We start from the raw sequence: 17,296 nt of genomic DNA, 5'->3' as shown, positions 1-17,296 counted from the left end.
GACGAGCTTGGTCAGGTCCGACGGGGTGTCCTCGATCGCGTCGACGAACACATCAGCGGCCTCACCCTCCCAGTCGGTCAGCCACCCGGACCCCTTCACCGACTTCAGCCGCGTCGAGGCGTCATCGGCCGCGTCGGAGATGCGCTGGTACTCCCGCGCCATCATCCGCAACGTCGACGGATCCCCCTTGACCGGATCATCACCCTGATCGACAACGTCCCACCCCGACGGTCGCCCCACGACTACTGCGCCCTCGAGGCAGCGGGTCCGCCGCCGCCGTTCTCGTCGTTGACCTGCAGGGCCTGTGCCAGCTGCTCGTCGGTCTCGGTGTAGGTCTCGATGGACGAGCTCAGCATGTCCGCCAACGCCTTCGTCGACTCGCTGATCTTGTCCCGCTTGTCGCCCCAGCGGTGGTCGAAGTCGTGCAGAGCGTTCTGCACCGTCCCCGAACCGATCTCGTCGTCGGACGCGTCGACACGCTTGTGCGCCTGCTCGAGCGTGCTGTGCACGGTCGTCAGGTCGTTCTGGAGCTCCCCGAGCCCCATCAGGTCAACCAGCAGTTTGCCTGCCACGGAACAATCCCTCCCCGATCACGAACCGGCGCCGTCAGGACGGCGCCACAGGAACCGCGACGACCCCGTGCCCCACGCGATCGCGGGGCACGGGGTCGACGACGGTGTCAGCCCTTGAGGCCGGAGGCCAGCGACTCGTCCGTCTCGGACAGGGTCTGCGAGGCCTTGGAGAGGAACGTGGAGAGGCCTTCGAGCCCCTGGACCGTCTGGGTCACGCCACGGTTGAACTCGTCGTAGGACTCGCCGAACGCGACCGACGACTTGTCGGTGACGTAGCCGTCCGAGATGAGCTGCTGGATCTTGCGCTGCAGTGCCGACAGACGGTCTTCGATGTCTGCCTGGCCCGCCTTGAGGTCGGAGGCTGCTGCCTCGAGGTCTGCGTACGAGACGTTGATGTTCGCCACGGTGTGACTCCCTTTCCCCGGAGTTTCGTTTGTCCCCCCAACGGGGCGTGTTGCAGGGGACACTACCATCGTCCTGCGACACGAAGTCAACGCTACGGGGGAATGCCATGACCTTCACGTTCACGATGGTCGACCGCGAGAGCGGCCAGACCGCGAACGTCTACGTGGACGGCGACGACTCCCGGGCGGTGCGCGAGCTGGTGGCCGAGGCCGAGCGCCTCATCGCCACGGACGTCGTCGCCTCCGGCCGGACCCCCGTGTACTTCGTCGGGGAACAGCCGCTCGACCTCTCGGCGTCGGTCGCCGAGTCGGGCGTCCGCGAGGGCGTGGTGGTGCGCCGGAGCCTCGAACAGGTGCCGCCGCCGCCGCTCCGCCCGCTGACCGACGCCGAGGTCCGGATCGTGTCCGGGCTGCACGCGGGGACGATCGTGCGGGTCAGCACCGGCACGGTGACCATCGGTACGTCGCCGTCCGCGCACATACAGGTACCGGTGAGCACCACGGACGAGGTCGAGGCCGAGGCGTCGGGGTCCGACACGGTGCCGGAGATCGCCCTGCTCGTCACGGTGACGGCCGACGGCGCGAAGGTGCGCCCGGCGAACGGCTACTCCGGGGCGCTGCTGGACGGCGAGCCGGTCACCGAGGAGACCGACTGGCCCGAGACCGCACAGCTCGCGGTCGGCGGGGTCCTGCTCGGCTTCGGCCGCGCCCCGAACCGCGGCGCCCACCTGTCCCTGGCGGACGACGGCATGTCGCTCGAGTACAACCGGCCGCCGCGCATCCTGCCGCCGGACGAGCACACCCGCTACCAGCTGCCCCCGCCGCCGACCGAGCCCCCGGCCCGGGCGCTCCCCATCCTGATGGCGCTGGCGCCGATGGGAATGGCGGTCATGTTCGTGTCGACCACCGGTCGCTGGATCTACCTGCTCATCGCCCTGCTGTCGCCGATCCTGATGATCATCACGGGCCTCCAGGGCCGCCGGCAGGGCAAGAAGACGTACCGGCAACGCGTCGTGGAGTACGAGGACACCAAGGCGCGGATCGAGGCGGACGCGACCGAGAGCCTCCAGTCCGAACGTGCACGCTGGATCGCGAGCGCGCCGGACCCCGCCGCCGTCTACGAGACGGCGGTCACGCCCCTGCCGCGCCTGTGGGAGCGACGCCGGACGGATCCGGACCACCTGCTGGTCCGCGTCGGCACGGCGACGCAGCGCTCCGAGGTGACCATCGAGGACCCGGAGCAGCTGTCCCACAAGCGGACCGTCGCGTGGGACGCGACGGACGTGCCGGTGCGCATCCGCCTGGCCGAGCGCGGCGTGATCGGCATCGCCGGTCCGGACGATGACGCCCGACGACTCGCGAACTGGGTGGTCGCGCAGCTCGCGACGCTGCAGAGCCCGAAGGACGTCACCTTCACGCTGCTCACCGACACCACGCGCACGTCGCTGTGGGAGTGGATGTCCTGGCTGCCGCACGTCCGCCGCGACGGTGCGGACCAGCCGATGACGAGCATCGCCTCGAACGCCGCGTCGACCGCGCGGGCGATCGCCGAGCTCGCCGCGATCATCGACGCCCGCAAGGAAGCCGGGATCGGCAAGAAGACCCCGCCGGCCGACGAGATCGTCGTCGTGATGGACGGCGCGCGCCGGCTCCGCGCGATGCCCTCGCTCGTGCAGGTGCTCAAGGAGGGGCCGTCGGTCGGGGTGTTCAGCATCTGCCTCGACCTGGACGAGCGGCTCCTGCCCGAGGAGTGCGACGCCGTGGTGGTCGTCCGCGACGACCGGGTGCGGGTCACCCAGCAGCGCAGTGAGCGCATCGACGACGCACGCCCGGACCTGGTCGACCAGGACTGGCTCGAGTGGGTCGCCCGGTCGCTGTCCCCGATCGTCGACGCCAGCCCGGACGTGCAGGACGGCGCCATCCCGTCGTCCGCTCGCCTGCTCGACGTGCTCCAGCTCGAACCGCCCACGTCCGAGGCCGTGCAGGCACGCTGGCTGCTCGGCGGCCGCAGCACCACCGCCGTGGTGGGGGCGTCGATCGACGGGCCGTTCGCGATCGACCTGCGGAACGACGGCCCGCACGGCCTGGTCGCCGGGACCACCGGTTCCGGCAAGTCGGAGCTGCTGCAGACGATCGTGGCGTCCCTCGCCGTGGCGAACCGGCCGGACGAGATGAACTTCGTGCTCGTCGACTACAAGGGCGGTGCGGCCTTCAAGGACTGCGTCGACCTTCCGCACACGGTCGGCATGGTCACCGACCTCGACACGCACCAGGTCGAGCGCGCGCTCGAGTCGCTCGGCGCCGAGCTCCGCACCCGCGAGCACGCTCTGGCCGAGGTCGGGGCGAAGGACCTGGAGGACTACCAGGACCTGCAGGCCAAGCGCGCGGCGAACGGGGACACGATCCCGAGCCTGCCGCGGCTGCTCATCGTCATCGACGAGTTCGCCTCGCTCGCCCGCGAGCTGCCCGACTTCGTCAAGGGCCTGGTGAACATCGCCCAGCGCGGTCGCTCGCTCGGCATCCACTTGATCCTCGCCACGCAGCGTCCTGGCGGCGTCGTGTCGCCCGAGATCCGCGCGAACACGAACCTCCGCATCGCGCTGCGCGTCACGGACCAGTCGGAGAGCCAGGACGTCATCGGCGCGAACGACGCCGCGCGGATCGCGAAGTCGACCCCGGGGCGCGCCTACGTGCGGCTCGGCGCTGCCTCGCTGCTGCCGTTCCAGTCCGGTCGCGTGGGTGGGCGCCGGCCCGGCTCGGACGACCAGGAGGCCCGCCCCGCCCTGGTCCGCGAGCTCACGTTCGCCTCGTACAGCGATCCAGCCCCCCGCCCGGCTGCCGTCGAGGCCGCGGCCAGCGACGTGGAGGTCACCGACCTGAGCGTCCTCGTCGCGTCGATCGACGACGCCACCCGCGCCCTCGGCACCCCCGAGCAGCGGAAGCCCTGGTTGCCGCCGCTCGGCGAGGTCGTCGGGCTCGACGACGTCGAGGCGACCGGCACCGGCGACCTGGCACCACTGGCGGTCGCCTGGGGCGTCGAGGACCACCCGGGTGACCAGCGGCAGCGCCCGGCGGTGTTCGACCTCGACGCGGACGGTCACCTGTTCGTCATCGGCTCGCCGCGCTCGGGTCGCAGCCAGACGCTCCGCACCCTGGCGGGGGCGATGGCCCTGCGGCTCGGCGTCGGCGACGTCCACATGTACGGGATCGACTGCGGCAACGGTGCGCTGCTGGCCCTCGGGGCGCTGCCGCACTGCGGTGCCGTGGTGCAGCGGCACGAACCCGACCGGGTCTCGCGGCTGCTCGGCATCCTGCTCCGCACGGTGCAGGAGCGCCAGGCCGCCTTCGCCGCCGGCGGGTACTCGTCGATCGCCGAGCAGCGGACCGACGCGGGCACCGTGCCGATGCCGCACATCGTCGTGTTCCTCGACCAGTGGGAGAGCTTCATGGCGACCCTGGCGGACGCCGAGAACGGTGCGCTGCACGACGCCGTCCAGACCCTGCTGCGCGAGGGCGTCGGCGTCGGCGTGCACCTGGTCGTCTCCGGCGACCGCACCCTGACGTCCGGCCGGATGTCGAGCCAGGTGGAGCGGAAGCTGCTGCTCGCCCTGGCCGACCGCGGCGACTACAACTACGAGGGCATCAACGGCAAGAAGCTGCCGGAGTCGATCCCACCGGGGCGCGGGTTCCGGAACGCCACGGCGACGGAGACCCAGGTCGCCGTGCTGCCCGGCGGACTCGGGGGCCGCGACCAGGCCGCCGCGCTGCGGGGCATCGGTGACGAGGTCCGTGCGCACGTGCCGGCCGGCGCCCCGAAGCCGTTCCGGATCGACGTGCTCCCGCGCTCCATCACCTTCACGGATGCCGTGCGGTACCTGCCGTCGGCCGAGGCATCGGTCGGCCGGGTCGCACTCGGCGTCGGCGGCGACGAGCTCCGGCTGTTCACGCACGACTTCGTGCAGGACACTCCGGTCTTCATCGTCGGCGGCAGCCCCCGCTCGGGCAAGAGCACCGCGCTCGTCGCGATGGCCCGCCACGTGCTGTCGGCGGGTGGGTCGGTCGTCGCGGTGACACCGCGGGAGTCCCCGCTCCGAGCACTCGACGGAGCCCCTCGCGTCACGGTGGTGACCGACGGCGCCATCGGCGCCGAGGGGCTGTCCGCCGCGATCGACACCGGCTCGGACGGCTTCACGCTCGTGCTGGTCGACGACGCCGAGGCCCTGAAGGAGTCGCCGGCCGAACCGGTGTTCCGGGCGATCATGGACTCCGACCGGGGTCGTTCGGTCGGGCTCGTCCTGGCCGGTGACGTCGAGGGCGTGGCGAGCGGGTTCCGCGGCTGGCAGGTCGACGCGAAGAAGGCCCGTCGTGGCATGCTGCTCGCGCCGCTCAGCACCGTCGACGGCGACCTGATCGGCACGAAGCTGTCGAAGAGCCTGGTCACCCAGGACCGCGTCGCGGGTCGGGCGCTGCTGAACGACGCCGACCAGGCGCTCCGACTCGTGCAGGTACCGGCCGGCGACTAGCGCCGGTCGCGGGTCGTCGGCCGCGGGGCGCCGGCCGCGGGGCGCCGGCCGCGTGGGCGCCAGCCGCGGGGGCGCAGCCCAGAGCCTGCGCGCCCCGGATCCGGCCCGGTCCGGGGCCTGCTCAGCCCAGCGGCGTCTCGCTGACGAGTCCGACGGCGGGTTCGGCGCGGAGCGTGTGCCCGCCGAACACCACGGTGTCGCCGGGCTGCACGGTCGTGCGCTGCGACGGCACGAGCATCGCCGCGGGGAACCCCGGGCGCTGCAGCTCGACGCCGTTCGCCGAAGCGGTGTCGAGCACCCAGAGGGAGCCCTCGGCGCCGAACCCGAACTCCAGGTGGGTGCGGCTGAGCAGCCGCTCCGGGTCCTCCAGAGCGATCATGTGGGCGTGTCCGCCGTCCGGGTGGGCGCTCGCGGGGTCACGGCCGATCAGCCCGCCACCCGACACGGTCACCCGCTGGGCGCCGTCGAGGACGAGCACGGCAGCCGCTGCCTGGCGGGCGGGGGCGGCGTCACGACGGGCGGTGGTTCCGCCGGACGACCCGAGCGGTCGGCCGGGCAGCTGCGCCACGGTCGCCCGGACCCGGTCAGCACTCGCACGCGGAGCCGGGGGCGGTGTGGTGACCGACCGGGCGAGCTCGCCGCGCTGGGCCATCTGTGCCAGGTCACGCTCGTCGACCCGCTCGACGACCGGTTCGACGACCTTGCGCTTCTTCCGGAACGGCCAGAGGCGCATCAGGACGCCTCGCTGCCGACCGCGGCGGAGTCGATGAGCTCGAAGGTGTCGGTCACGGTCTCGAACAGTTCGTACAGGGGCTCGGCCAGGTCGGTCGCGGGCGACGAGACGCTGACCAGGGCGACCTGGTCGCCGGCGGGCACGAACGTCTGCATGAGCACGACGTCGAACGACCCGCGGCCGTCCGGTGCCTGCACCGTCGAGACACCCCAGACGCGCGGCACCCGGCCGACGCGGGGGACCTCGTGCACGTCGACGTGCATGCCGTCGTCGTCACCGCCGAGTGCTGCGACGTGGTCGGTGAGCGCGGCGAGCGGGTCGCCGCCGGCCTCGGGCGCGGGCAGGACCGTCACGGTGAGGGCACCGGAGACGATGCCGTCCTCGCTCGGCTCGGCGAACGCGGCGCAGTACCGCGCGCCGCTGTCCCACGCCGAGCGGGCGAACCGGCGGAGCACCCGGACGATCTCGGTGCGGTGGTCCCACAGTTCCCGGTGGTCCTCGATGCGTTCCTGCACGAGGGCGCTGATCCGGTCGTCGCGGCGTTCCGGTTCGACCGGAAGCTCGAACCAGGACCGCGGGACCGTGATGGCGAAGTGGTCGACCGACATGCCCGCTACCGTACCGTGGCGTGTCGCCCAGCGGTCCGCCGCATCGCCCGCAGCAGCAGCGGCCCCGGCAGCCGCAGCAGGGCCCCCGGCACCAGCGCGCGCACCCCGGCCGCCACCCGGACGGTGCGCCGGAAGCGCCGTTCCTCCCGCGGCCCCCACGCGAAGCCGTACGCCGTGCGCACCCGTTCCGGCAGCATCCCCACGGTCACGATGCGGACGAGGGGCATCGCCGCCCGCACCCACAGCGGCGCGAACCGCGGGTGCAGCAGGTCACGGACGACCCCGCGGGCGTCGTCGGTGACCTCGAGTCCGTCGAGCGTCTGCTGCCAGTACCGGTCGAACGCCGCCACCGAGGTCGGCCAACGCTCCGGCGGCACCCGCAGCGCGGTCGCGATCGGGGCGTAGGCGGCGAGGACCTGCTCGGCGCGGGCCGCGGAGACGCGTGTGCCGAACAGGTCGTGCGCCCGCCGCGCGGAGTCGAACAGGGTCGCGGCCACCCAGAGCTGCCGGTCGACGTCGTCGGCGCCGGCGACGGGCCGGTGCGCGCGGTTGACGAAGCCCGCTGCGGTCGCCGAGTCGGTCTCGGTGCCGATGACGACGGCGTAGACGAACATCAGGGTGTGCGCGAGCCGCTGCTGGGGTCGCCGGGCGAAGTCCGAGTGCCGTCGGACACCGGCCGCGACGACCGGGTCGGCGATCTGCAGCAGGATGGCGCGGCCGCCCGCGGCCACGGGGGTGCTGTCGGCGAGGAACCGACGCAGGTGACGGTCGTGGACGCGCCCAGCATGCGGACGGGAGGCACGGTGCGGGTCGTGCGTCGCGCCTCCAGGCCGTGGGGTGGTCACGCTGCACCGCGTCGGCGTCGCGCCCGCAGGACGGGCCGGAGGTCCACGGCGATCGCCGCCAGGAGCACGACCGCGCCGACGACCAGGGCGACCAGTGCGGACGAGGCGTCGACGGGCGCATCACCGGTCAGTGCGAGGAGCGTCGCGACGAGCCAGATCGCGGGGAGCGGCCAGAGGCGGGTCGGTGATCCGGTGACGACCGCACCGACGACGCCGACGACGAGGAGCGGGACCCAGCGGCCACCGGGCTCCGAGCGGGCGGCGAGGTGTGCCGCGGCGGCGACCAGCAGCATCGCCGCGACCGCCAGCAGCCGCGCTGCCGAGGGCATGCTGCGGACGCTGGAGCGGACTCGTCGGAACACGGCCCGATGCTACCGAGCCGTGTTCCGGGGGAGCCTGATCAGGTCAGCGCTCAGAGCGGCTTCGTGCCGAGGTCGTTGCCGAGGTCGGCGCGGTCCTCGTCCTGCTCGTTCTCGTGCTCCCACAGGTCGGGCGAGCCCTCGCGCGGGGATCCGCCGGTCGGACCGTCGTCGGAGCCGTCACCGGGCTGCGGCTCCACCGTCTCGCCGGCGACCGCGTCGTTCGTCACCGTCTCGAGGGACTCCTCGGCCTCGTCCACCTCGTACGGGCCGACGTGCTCACGGTCGATGTCGTCGTCGCGACGCTGCTGGGACTCGAAGTCGTCGACGGGGCTGATGCCGGGGTCGCTCATGGTGGTTCCTTTCCGTTGCGGGCTTCCTGCCTACCCGCCGGCGCTTGGCGGCCGTCCGGTTTCGTGTCGTGTTCACCCGGGCGTCACCTTCCGGTCACACCGCCACGGCAGCATCGCCGATGCTCGGGGGAGTGGAGCGCGGTCGCCGACGGGTGGTCGAGCGACCGCGCCTTCCCCGCCCGGGCCGTCCGGGCCCGTGCGCTGGCCGTCGGTGCGATTCGTCCGTGCCGCTGTCAGACGCGTTCGAGCAGGTCGCGTTCCTCGACGTCGGCGAGTGCGAGGGTGCGGTACCCGGCGGACTCGAAGAACACCGTGATGCGGTCCTCTTCCGTGCTCATCACCACGCCCGTGCCCCACTCGGCGTGCTCGACGCGGGCATCCGGCGGCCAGGCGGCGTCGTTCGCACCGTCGGCGACGTGGGCGGAGGCGTCCCGGGCCGTGCCGGACGAGCAGGTGTCGCAGTTCCCGCACGGTTCCGGCAGCTCGTCGCCGAAGTAGCCGAGCAGGAACTGCCGGCGGCACCCGGTCGTCTCGGCGAGCTGGCGCATCATCGCGATGCGGGACTCCTCGACCCGTTCCCGTTCGGCGGCACGGTCGGCTGTCGCACGTGCCGCACGGTCGGCGTCCTGCGGGCCGTCGGGCACCCGGGAGACACCGTCCACGTCGTCGCGCAGGGCGCCGGCGTCGAGCAGGGCGTTGAGTGCTCGACCGGCGGTGCGGGCCGACAGGCCGGAGGCTTCCACCAGCGCGGAGCGGGCGATCGAGCCGGTCGCCGGGACGGCGTCGAACACGGCCCGGACCGAGGCGGGCCGCGGCGAGCCGGACGCGAAGAACGTGCGCAGGCCGAAGTCCTCGGCGCGGTAGTGCAGGGTGGCGCCGGCCGGTTCGGCATCCCGCCCGGCTCGCCCGATCTCCTGGTAGTAGGCGTCGATCGACTCTGGGACGTCCGCGTGCACGACGTACCGGACGTCGGGCTTGTCGATGCCCATGCCGAAGGCACTCGTCGCGACCACCACGTCGACGTCGCCGTCCAGGAACCCCGTGTGCACGGCCTCGCGCTCCGCCACCCGCATGCCGGCGTGGTACGGCTGCGCACGACGACCGCGGGCGGCGAGGGCGTCGGCGTACTCCGTCGTCGCCGCGCGGGTGGCGACGTAGACGACGGTCGGCCCGTCGAGCTCGGCGACCTGGTCGACCACGGCCTGGCGCTTCTCGGCGTCCTCGGCGTGCCGCACCACCTCGAGCCGGATACCGGGACGGTCGAACCCCGAGGCGAGCACGAACGGGTCGCGCATGCCGAGCCGCTCGACGATGTCGTCCCGGACCGGAGCGGAGCCCGTCGCGGTCAGGGCGAGCACCGGCGGTCGGCCCAGGCGCTCCGCGACCTCGCCGAGCGCCAGGTAGTCCGGTCGGAAGTCATGACCCCACGACGAGATGCAGTGCGCCTCGTCGACGGCGACCAGCGCGACCCCGGCGTCGCGGAGTCGCTCGAGCACGTCGTCCTTCACCAGCTGCTCGGGGGCCAGGAACACGTAGCCGACCTCGCCCGCGGCGACGGCGTCCCACGCGTCGGCGACGTCCCGTGCCTTCTTCGTGGCGTTCAGGGCGACGGCGCGGGGAGCGTCGGGATGGTGCTCGAGCCCGACCACCTGGTCCTCCTGCAGCGCCACGAGCGGGGAGACGACCACGACGAGGCCGTCCAGTCCGAGGCCGGCGACCTGGTAGATCGCGGACTTGCCCGATCCGGTGGGCATGACCGCCAGGGCGTCGCGGCCCTCGAGCACCGCGTCGATGACGGACTCCTGGTCGGGGCGGAGCTTCCAGCCGAAGACCTCGGTGGCGCGGGTACGGAGTTCGGGTTGCACCGATCCACAGTGCCGAGCGCCAGCTCGGGCCGGTCCCAGCGGTGCGCGCAGCGGCTCATGGGGGTCCCGGTGCCCGGTGCCGGCGGCCGGTGCCCGGCTGTGCCCGACGTGCACCGACCGTCCACCGAGCAGCGCTAGGCTGCGTGGCGGCCGTTGTCTCGACATCGAGCGACCCTCGATGTGGAGAGCGCGACCGGGAAACCGATGCCGATCGCACGAACCGTGCGGGAAGAAGAACAGCGTGGATCTTTTCGAGTATCAGGCCAGGGACCTCTTCGAGTCCTACGGCGTCCCCGTGTTGCAGGGGATCATCGCCGACACCCCCGAGCAGGCGAAGGCGGCGGCCGAGGAGATCGGTGGCGTCGTGGTCGTCAAGGCGCAGGTGAAGGTCGGCGGTCGCGGCAAGGCCGGCGGCGTGAAGGTCGCGAAGACCCCGGACGAGGCGTTCGAGCACGCGCAGGCCATCCTCGGCCTCGACATCAAGGGCCACACCGTCCAGCGCGTCATGGTCGCCCAGGGTGCCGACATCGCCGAGGAGTTCTACTTCTCCGTGCTGCTCGACCGGGCCAACCGCTCCTACCTCTCGCTCACCAGCGTCGAGGGCGGCATGGAGATCGAGCAGCTCGCCGTCGAGAAGCCCGAGGCGCTCGCCCGGGTCGAGGTCGACCCGCTGACCGGCATCGACAAGGCCGCCGCGCTCGAGATCGCCGCGCAGGCGAACTTCCCATCGGAGCTGCAGGACGCCGTCGCCGACGTCTTCGTCAAGCTCTACGACGTCTACAAGGGCGAGGACGCGACCCTCGTCGAGGTGAACCCCCTCGTCCGCACCGGCGACGGCCAGATCCTGGCACTCGACGGCAAGGTCTCGCTCGACGAGAACGCCGACTTCCGCCACGAGGGCCACAAGGACCTCGAGGACACCGCCAGCGAGGACCCGCTCGAGGCCAAGGCGAAGGCCCATGGCCTGAACTACGTCAAGCTCGACGGCCAGGTCGGCGTCATCGGCAACGGCGCGGGGCTCGTCATGTCGACGCTCGACGTCGTCGCCTACGCCGGTGAGCGCCACGGCGGCGTGAAGCCCGCCAACTTCCTCGACATCGGCGGCGGCGCCTCGGCCGAGGTCATGGCCAACGGCCTCGACGTCATCCTCGGCGACCCGCAGGTGAAGAGCGTCTTCGTGAACGTCTTCGGCGGCATCACCGCCTGCGACGCCGTCGCGAACGGCATCGTCGCCGCGCTCGGCATCCTCGGCGACGCGGCCACCAAGCCGCTCGTCGTGCGCCTCGACGGCAACAACGTGGAAGAGGGTCGCCGGATCCTGGCGGAGGCAGCGCACCCGCTCGTCACCGTCGCCGCGACCATGGACGATGCGGCCGAGAAGGCCGCCGAACTCGCCGCCGCAGCGGCCTGAAGGGACTGACCATGTCGATCTTCCTCAACAAGGACTCCAAGGTCATCGTCCAGGGCATCACCGGTGGCGAGGGCACGAAGCACACCGCCCTGATGCTCAAGGCCGGCACGAACGTCGTCGGCGGCGTGAACGCCCGCAAGGCCGGCACCACCGTCACCCACGGCGACGTGTCGCTGCCGGTCTTCGGCTCGGTGCGCGAGGCCATCGACACCACCGGTGCCGACGTCTCGATCGTCTTCGTCCCGCCGGCGTTCGCGAAGGACGCGGTGATGGAGGCCATCGACGCCGAGATCCCGCTCGTCGTCGTCATCACCGAGGGCATCCCCGTGCAGGACTCGGCCGAGTTCTGGGCGCACGCCAAGGCGAAGGGCGGCACGACCCGGATCATCGGGCCGAACTGCCCGGGCATCATCACCCCGGGGGAGTCCCTCGTCGGCATCACCCCGGCGACGATCACCGGCAAGGGCCCGATCGGGCTCGTCTCGAAGTCCGGCACCCTGACCTACCAGATGATGTACGAGCTCCGAGACCTCGGCTTCTCGACCGCCATCGGCATCGGCGGCGACCCGGTCATCGGCACGACGCACATCGATGCGCTCGCCGCGTTCGAGGCCGACCCCGAGACCGAGGCCATCGTGATGATCGGTGAGATCGGTGGCGACGCCGAAGAGCGTGCGGCCGAGTTCATCAAGGCGCACGTCACGAAGCCCGTCGTCGGCTACGTCGCGGGCTTCACCGCCCCCGAGGGGAAGACGATGGGCCACGCCGGCGCGATCGTGTCCGGTTCGGCCGGTACCGCCGAGGCGAAGAAGCAGGCGCTCGAGGCCGCCGGCGTCAAGGTCGGCAAGACGCCGTCCGAGACCGCCGCGCTGCTGCGCGAGGTCGTCGCCGCTCGCTAGCGACCAGCCCGTTCCGCAAAACACCGGTGTTCGTCGGTTGAACCGCGTCCTGCGCGTGTTCGTCCTGCGAACACCGGTGTTTTGCGTCGGCAGCCGCGCGGCTCCGGGGCGGCCGCGCGAGGGGCACGTATCCTCGCTGCGATGAACCGCCTGGGAACCGCTCTGCTCGCCGCGATCGAGGCGGTCGTGACGGTCGGCGTCGGCATCGGGATCGCCCTCGTGCCCCTGACGCTGCTCTGGGGGTTCGAGTACGGCCTGCAGGTCGACTGGGACGTGTTCTGGAAGGCCACCGGCAGCGTCTGGCTCGTCGGGCACGGCGTCGACGTCTCGTTCCTGCTCGGATCAGCACTCGCCAAGAGCACCGGGGTCAGCGGCGCAGCCGACCCCATCCACGTGACCCTGGCGGCCCTCGGGTTCGCGGTCGTGACGGCCTGGCTCGGCGCCCGCGCCGGACGTCGGTTCGCGGAGACCGAGCACCGCACCACCGGGCTGCTGGTCGGGACCGCCGTCGTCGCGCTCCTCGGTCTGGCCGTCGCACTGTCGTCGACCTCGGCTGCCACCCGCCCCACGCTCTGGCAGGCCGTGGTGCTGCCGGCGCTCTGGTTCGGGATCCCTGCACTCGCCGCTTCCGAGGTCTGCCGTCGTCGCCGTGACCTGCCCGCCGACGCCGGCACCCAGCGGGTCATCGACCTGGTCGACCGCATCCCCGCCGTCTGGCGGACCGTCGCCGGGTTCGGCCTGCGCGCCGGGACCGCCGCGACCGCCGTGGTCGTCGGGGTTGCCGCGGTGCTCGTCGGCCTGCTCCTCTTCACCTCGTTCGCCGAGGTCATCACCCTGTACGAGCAGTCGCACGCCGGGGTCATCGGCGGCGTCGCACTCACCGTCGGACAGCTCGCCTTCCTGCCGGACTTCGTCGGGTGGGCGACCTCGTGGCTGATCGGCCCCGGGTTCGCCATCGGCACCGGGTCGAGCGTGTCCCCGATCGCCACGACCCTGGGCCCGATCCCCGGGCTGCCGGTCTTCGGCGCGCTGCCGACCGCTGGTCACACCTTCGGGCTCGTCTGGATCCTCGTGCCGGTCATCGCCGGGTTCGCGATCGGCGGCTCGATGCGGCCGCGGTTGGTGCGGGCCCTGGGCTCCGCCGACTCCGCGCTGCACCGTGCGCTCGGCGGTGTCGTCGCAGGACTCGTGGCCGGAGTGCTCACGGGGCTCATCGCCTGGGTGTCCTCCGGTTCGTTCGGCCCCGGGCGCCTGGCCGACGTCGGTCCGCACGCCCTCGCGGTCGGCGGGTTCGCCGCACTCGAGATCGGCCTGCCGGCGATCATCGCCCTCGCCGCGGGCAGTGACCTGGTCCGGCTGCCGGACCGCGGATGGACGCGAGAGCGCTGGACCGAGGCCGACGAACCCGACGATGCCCACGACACGGCGCGCGCCGGGGTCGACGTCGGCGAGGGGTCCCTGCTCGCCGCGCTCGACCAGGCCGGCGCCGGGCGCACCACCGACGTGCACCGCTTCGTGGTCGAGGAGTCCCACGACGGGTCGACCGCTGCACGGCCCCGCGCGACGACCGAACACGTGACCGAGCCGGTCAGCAGTGAGCCCGCCTCCGCACCCGCACGGCCCGCCTCTGCGCCCGCACGACCCGCCTCCGCCCCCGCGCCCGTCGCACCGCGTACCGGCGACACCGACCACGACGTCGAGCTCCCCGACTGGGCGAAGACCGACGCGGTGGCCGCCGACCGTCTGGCCGCTGAGCCCGACCCGGAGCGCCGCAGTGCCGGACGAGCAGCGCTGGGTGGCCTCCGCGACCGCCTGGCCGGCGCGGCCGAAGGGGTCCGAGGTCGAGCCGGTGCACTCCGCGACCGCGTGACCGGCTCCGACGCCGAGCCGGAGCAGCCCAGCCCCGAGCGGCCCGCAGCCCCCGTACCCGCTCCGGTGCCGACCGACGCCCAGCCCGCGTTCCCGTGGAGCACCGAGGAGTTCGTGGCCGGCCGCGACGACGTGGACGAAACGGCCGAGGCGGACCGCGTGGACGTCGCGCCCGACACCCGAGCGCCCGCCTCGAAGCCGGCGGAGCCGTCCCGCCCGGCGAAGTGGGACGTCACCGACCAGATCCCCGAGGACGAGCTGCCCTGGTGGCGGCAGCCGAAGGACGACCGGTAACAGCGCCCGTCGCGTGCGTGCCTGCCGGTAGGGTTGGTGCCGTGCTCGAACTGGTCGTCCTGATCTCCGGTACCGGGTCGAACCTCCGAGCCCTGCTCGAAGCGACCTTCGACGCCGAGTACCCCGCCCGTGTCGTCGCCATCGGTGCCGACCGTGATGCCGAGGGTCTCGGCCTGGGCGAGGAGTTCTCGATCCCGACCTTCACGGTGCCGTTCACCCGCTACGACTCCCGCGCCGAGTGGGGCCAGGCCCTGGCGGAGCAGATCCGCCCGTGGTCGCCCGACCTGCTCGTGCTCTCCGGCCTGATGCGCCTGCTGCCCCCGGCCGTGGTGTCCGAGTTCGCCCCGGGGATCATCAACACCCACCCGGCGTACCTGCCCGAGTTCCCCGGCGCCCACGGCGTGCGGGACGCCCTGGCCGCCGGGGTCACCGAGACCGGTGCGAGCGTCATCGCGGTCGACGACGGCGTCGACACGGGGCCGATCCTCGCGCAGGAGCGCATCCCGGTGCTGCCGGGCGACACCGAGTCGACGCTGCACGACCGCATCAAGCCGGTCGAGCGCCGCCTGCTCATCCAGACCATCCTCGACATCGCCAACGGCACCACCGACCTGAAGGGCACCCCGAGCGCATGAGCGTGCACGCAGCCGACCCCAGCCTCTACCGCGACCGTGACGTGGTCCCGGTCCGCCGTGCACTCATCTCGGTGAGCGACAAGTCCGGCCTGCTCGAGCTCGCCGGCGCGCTGGCCGACTCCGGGGTCGAGATCGTGTCGACCGGCTCCACCGCCCAGACCATCCGCGACGCGGGCTACGCCGTCACCGACGTCGCGAGCGTCACCGGGTTCCCCGAGTCCCTCGACGGTCGCGTGAAGACGCTGCACCCGTCGGTGCACGCCGGCCTGCTCGCCGACCTGCGGCTCGAGTCGCACGAGCAGCAGCTCGCCGACCTCGACATCGCGCCGTTCGAGCTCGTCGTCGTGAACCTCTACCCGTTCGTCGAGACCGTCGCGTCGGGTGCCGACACGGCGACCGTGGTCGAGAACGTCGACATCGGCGGCCCCGCGATGGTCCGTGCCTCGGCGAAGAACCACCCGAACGTGGCGATCGTGGTCTCCCCGGCGTCCTACCCCGAGGTCGTCGAGGCCGTCCGTGCCGGCGGCACCACGCTCGAGCTCCGGAAGCGCCTCGCCGCCCAGGCCTTCGCGCGCACCGCCGCCTACGACACCGCGGTGGCGTCCTACTTCGCGAGCGACGTCGTCACGGCCGCTGCAGCCCCGACGACCGCCGGCGACATCCGGACCCCCGGTGCGTTCGACGAGCACCTGGCGGTCGAGGCCGAGCTGTCGGCGACCTTGCGCTACGGCGAGAACGCCCACCAGGCCGCGGCGCTCTACACGACGTCGGACGGCACCGGCATCGCGCAGGCGACGCAGCTGCACGGCAAGGAGATGTCGTACAACAACTACGTCGACGCCGACGCAGCGGTCCGTGCGGCCTTCGACTTCGACGAGCCCGCCGTCGCGATCATCAAGCACGCCAACCCGTGCGGCATCGCGATCGCCCCGGCCGACGCCGCCGACCCGATCGCCTCGGCCCACGCCGCCGCGCACGCCTGCGACCCGCTCTCGGCGTTCGGTGGGGTCATCGCCGCGAACCGCCCGGTCACCGTGGCCATGGCCGAGACCGTGAAGGACATCTTCACCGAGGTCGTCGTCGCCCCCGGGTTCGACCCCGAGGCGCTCGAGATCCTGTCGCGCAAGAAGAACATCCGCCTGCTCACGCTGCCGGCCGACTTCGCGCTCGCCGACCGCGAGGTCAAGCAGATCTCCGGCGGCTTCCTGGTGCAGGACGCCGACCGCTTCACGGGCTTCGACCAGGCCACCTGGACCCTCGTCGCCGGCGAGCCCGCCGACGAGCAGACCCTCGCCGACCTGGCCTTCGCGTGGCGTGCGAGCCGTTCGGTGAAGTCGAACGCCATCCTGCTGGCGAACCAGGGCGCGAGCGTCGGTGTCGGCATGGGCCAGGTCAACCGGGTCGACTCCTGCCACCTCGCGGTGAACCGTGCCGGTGACCGTGCGACCGGCAGCGTCGCGGCGTCGGACGCGTTCTTCCCGTTCGCCGACGGCCTGCAGGTGCTGCTCGACGCCGGTGTCCGTGCGGTGGCGCAGCCCGGTGGCAGCGTCCGCGACGACGAGGTCATCGCCGCGGCGAAGGCCGCCGGCGTCACGATGTACTTCACGAGCGAGCGCCACTTCTTCCACTGATGTGAACAATCGGTGGCGAACCATTGCGCGCCGTGAGTCACTGTGAATAGTCTGTAAGGCTCCGCGGCAGGCAGCCGACGATCCCTCGGGACCGGCGGCACCGCGGACACAACGGTGACGAAGACGACGACTGGAGTGACGATGGACAACATGACCGGAACCGTGGCGACGGCCGCCCGTGCAGGTCTCGTGTCCGTCGTGGGGACCACTCCCGCACGGCGATCCCTGATCGCACCGCGGCCCCGCGCCGCGGCCGCCGTCTAGTCGGGCCGTTCCCACGGCCCCGCGACGCAGC

General features: G+C 72.5%; 14 protein-coding genes. 6 read left to right on the top strand and 8 right to left on the bottom strand.

Features of this window, described 5'->3' with window-relative positions:
* Positions 1-242 precede the first annotated feature (242 nt).
* Together DEJ05_RS15710 and DEJ05_RS15705 are read right to left on the bottom strand one after the other, a co-directional pair.
* Complete coding sequence (locus tag DEJ05_RS15710; protein WP_128780490.1) at positions 243-572, bottom strand: DUF6507 family protein; 330 nt, start codon at positions 570-572, stop codon at positions 243-245.
* Between the two features lie 107 nt (positions 573-679).
* The gene (locus tag DEJ05_RS15705) at positions 680-976 is read right to left on the bottom strand and encodes a WXG100 family type VII secretion target (RefSeq protein WP_071404660.1); all 297 of its coding nucleotides are present in this window, start codon (positions 974-976) and stop codon (positions 680-682) included.
* A gap of 107 nt (positions 977-1,083) precedes the next feature.
* On the opposite strand from DEJ05_RS15705, the gene DEJ05_RS15700 reads away from it, so the two are divergent.
* A complete protein-coding gene (locus tag DEJ05_RS15700; protein WP_111110984.1) occupies positions 1,084-5,499 on the top strand; it encodes an FtsK/SpoIIIE domain-containing protein in 4,416 nt (1,471 codons plus the stop codon).
* Positions 5,500-5,620: 121 nt separating this feature from the next.
* On the opposite strand, the gene DEJ05_RS15695 is transcribed toward DEJ05_RS15700, so the two are convergent.
* From DEJ05_RS15695 to DEJ05_RS15670, 6 genes are all read right to left on the bottom strand, one after another.
* Complete coding sequence (locus DEJ05_RS15695; RefSeq protein ID WP_071404662.1) at positions 5,621-6,232, bottom strand: FHA domain-containing protein; 612 nt, start codon at positions 6,230-6,232, stop codon at positions 5,621-5,623.
* Complete coding sequence (locus DEJ05_RS15690; RefSeq protein ID WP_071404663.1) at positions 6,232-6,840, bottom strand: hypothetical protein; 609 nt, start codon at positions 6,838-6,840, stop codon at positions 6,232-6,234. Before DEJ05_RS15690 ends, DEJ05_RS15695 begins: the two co-directional genes overlap by 1 nt.
* Positions 6,841-6,845: 5 nt before the next feature.
* Positions 6,846-7,685: an oxygenase MpaB family protein gene (locus DEJ05_RS15685; protein ID WP_111110982.1), complete on the bottom strand. Its 840-nt coding sequence runs from the start codon at positions 7,683-7,685 to the stop codon at positions 6,846-6,848.
* The gene (locus tag DEJ05_RS15680) at positions 7,682-8,047 is read right to left on the bottom strand and encodes a hypothetical protein (protein WP_146245122.1); all 366 of its coding nucleotides are present in this window, start codon (positions 8,045-8,047) and stop codon (positions 7,682-7,684) included. The genes DEJ05_RS15685 and DEJ05_RS15680 overlap by 4 nt, the downstream gene beginning before the upstream one ends.
* Before the next feature lie 50 nt (positions 8,048-8,097).
* Entirely contained in the window at positions 8,098-8,397 is a 300-nt protein-coding gene (locus DEJ05_RS15675) for a hypothetical protein (RefSeq protein WP_035809242.1), read from the bottom strand.
* Positions 8,398-8,630: 233 nt separating this feature from the next.
* Positions 8,631-10,262, bottom strand: coding sequence for a RecQ family ATP-dependent DNA helicase (locus tag DEJ05_RS15670; protein WP_111110978.1), 1,632 nt, complete (start codon positions 10,260-10,262; stop codon positions 8,631-8,633).
* Positions 10,263-10,503: 241 nt separating this feature from the next.
* Between DEJ05_RS15670 and sucC the strand changes: the two genes are divergently transcribed.
* From sucC to purH, 5 genes are all read left to right on the top strand, one after another.
* On the top strand, positions 10,504-11,673 hold the full coding sequence (gene sucC, locus DEJ05_RS15665; RefSeq protein ID WP_111110976.1) for an ADP-forming succinate--CoA ligase subunit beta: 1,170 nt from the start codon (positions 10,504-10,506) through the stop codon (positions 11,671-11,673).
* A gap of 11 nt (positions 11,674-11,684) precedes the next feature.
* The gene (sucD, locus tag DEJ05_RS15660) at positions 11,685-12,572 is read left to right on the top strand and encodes a succinate--CoA ligase subunit alpha (RefSeq protein ID WP_071404667.1); all 888 of its coding nucleotides are present in this window, start codon (positions 11,685-11,687) and stop codon (positions 12,570-12,572) included.
* Positions 12,573-12,713: 141 nt separating this feature from the next.
* A complete protein-coding gene (locus tag DEJ05_RS15655; protein WP_111110974.1) occupies positions 12,714-14,735 on the top strand; it encodes a DUF6350 family protein in 2,022 nt (673 codons plus the stop codon).
* 41 nt (positions 14,736-14,776) lie between these two features.
* On the top strand, positions 14,777-15,370 hold the full coding sequence (gene purN / locus DEJ05_RS15650; protein WP_071404669.1) for a phosphoribosylglycinamide formyltransferase: 594 nt from the start codon (positions 14,777-14,779) through the stop codon (positions 15,368-15,370).
* Positions 15,367-17,001: a bifunctional phosphoribosylaminoimidazolecarboxamide formyltransferase/IMP cyclohydrolase gene (purH, locus tag DEJ05_RS15645; RefSeq protein ID WP_111110972.1), complete on the top strand. Its 1,635-nt coding sequence runs from the start codon at positions 15,367-15,369 to the stop codon at positions 16,999-17,001. Before purN ends, purH begins: the two co-directional genes overlap by 4 nt.
* Positions 17,002-17,296: the final 295 nt, after the last annotated feature.

It is taken from the genome of Curtobacterium sp. MCLR17_045, assembly GCF_003234405.1.
Classification (GTDB): domain Bacteria; phylum Actinomycetota; class Actinomycetes; order Actinomycetales; family Microbacteriaceae; genus Curtobacterium; species Curtobacterium flaccumfaciens.
This window is presented reverse-complemented; position numbering and strand designations above follow the sequence as displayed.

What these genes read in the sequence shown, in the direction of transcription:
- DEJ05_RS15700 (WP_111110984.1), top strand. Translation starts at nt 1,084, where the DNA reads ATGACCTTCACGTTCACGATGGTCGACCGCGAGAGCGGCCAGACCGCG.
- DEJ05_RS15695 (WP_071404662.1), bottom strand. Translation starts at nt 6,232, where the DNA reads ATGCGCCTCTGGCCGTTCCGGAAGAAGCGCAAGGTCGTCGAACCGGTC.
- DEJ05_RS15690 (WP_071404663.1), bottom strand. Translation starts at nt 6,840, where the DNA reads ATGTCGGTCGACCACTTCGCCATCACGGTCCCGCGGTCCTGGTTCGAG.
- DEJ05_RS15675 (WP_035809242.1), bottom strand. Translation starts at nt 8,397, where the DNA reads ATGAGCGACCCCGGCATCAGCCCCGTCGACGACTTCGAGTCCCAGCAG.
- sucD (WP_071404667.1), top strand. Translation starts at nt 11,685, where the DNA reads ATGTCGATCTTCCTCAACAAGGACTCCAAGGTCATCGTCCAGGGCATC.
- DEJ05_RS15655 (WP_111110974.1), top strand. Translation starts at nt 12,714, where the DNA reads ATGAACCGCCTGGGAACCGCTCTGCTCGCCGCGATCGAGGCGGTCGTG.
- purH (WP_111110972.1), top strand. Translation starts at nt 15,367, where the DNA reads ATGAGCGTGCACGCAGCCGACCCCAGCCTCTACCGCGACCGTGACGTG.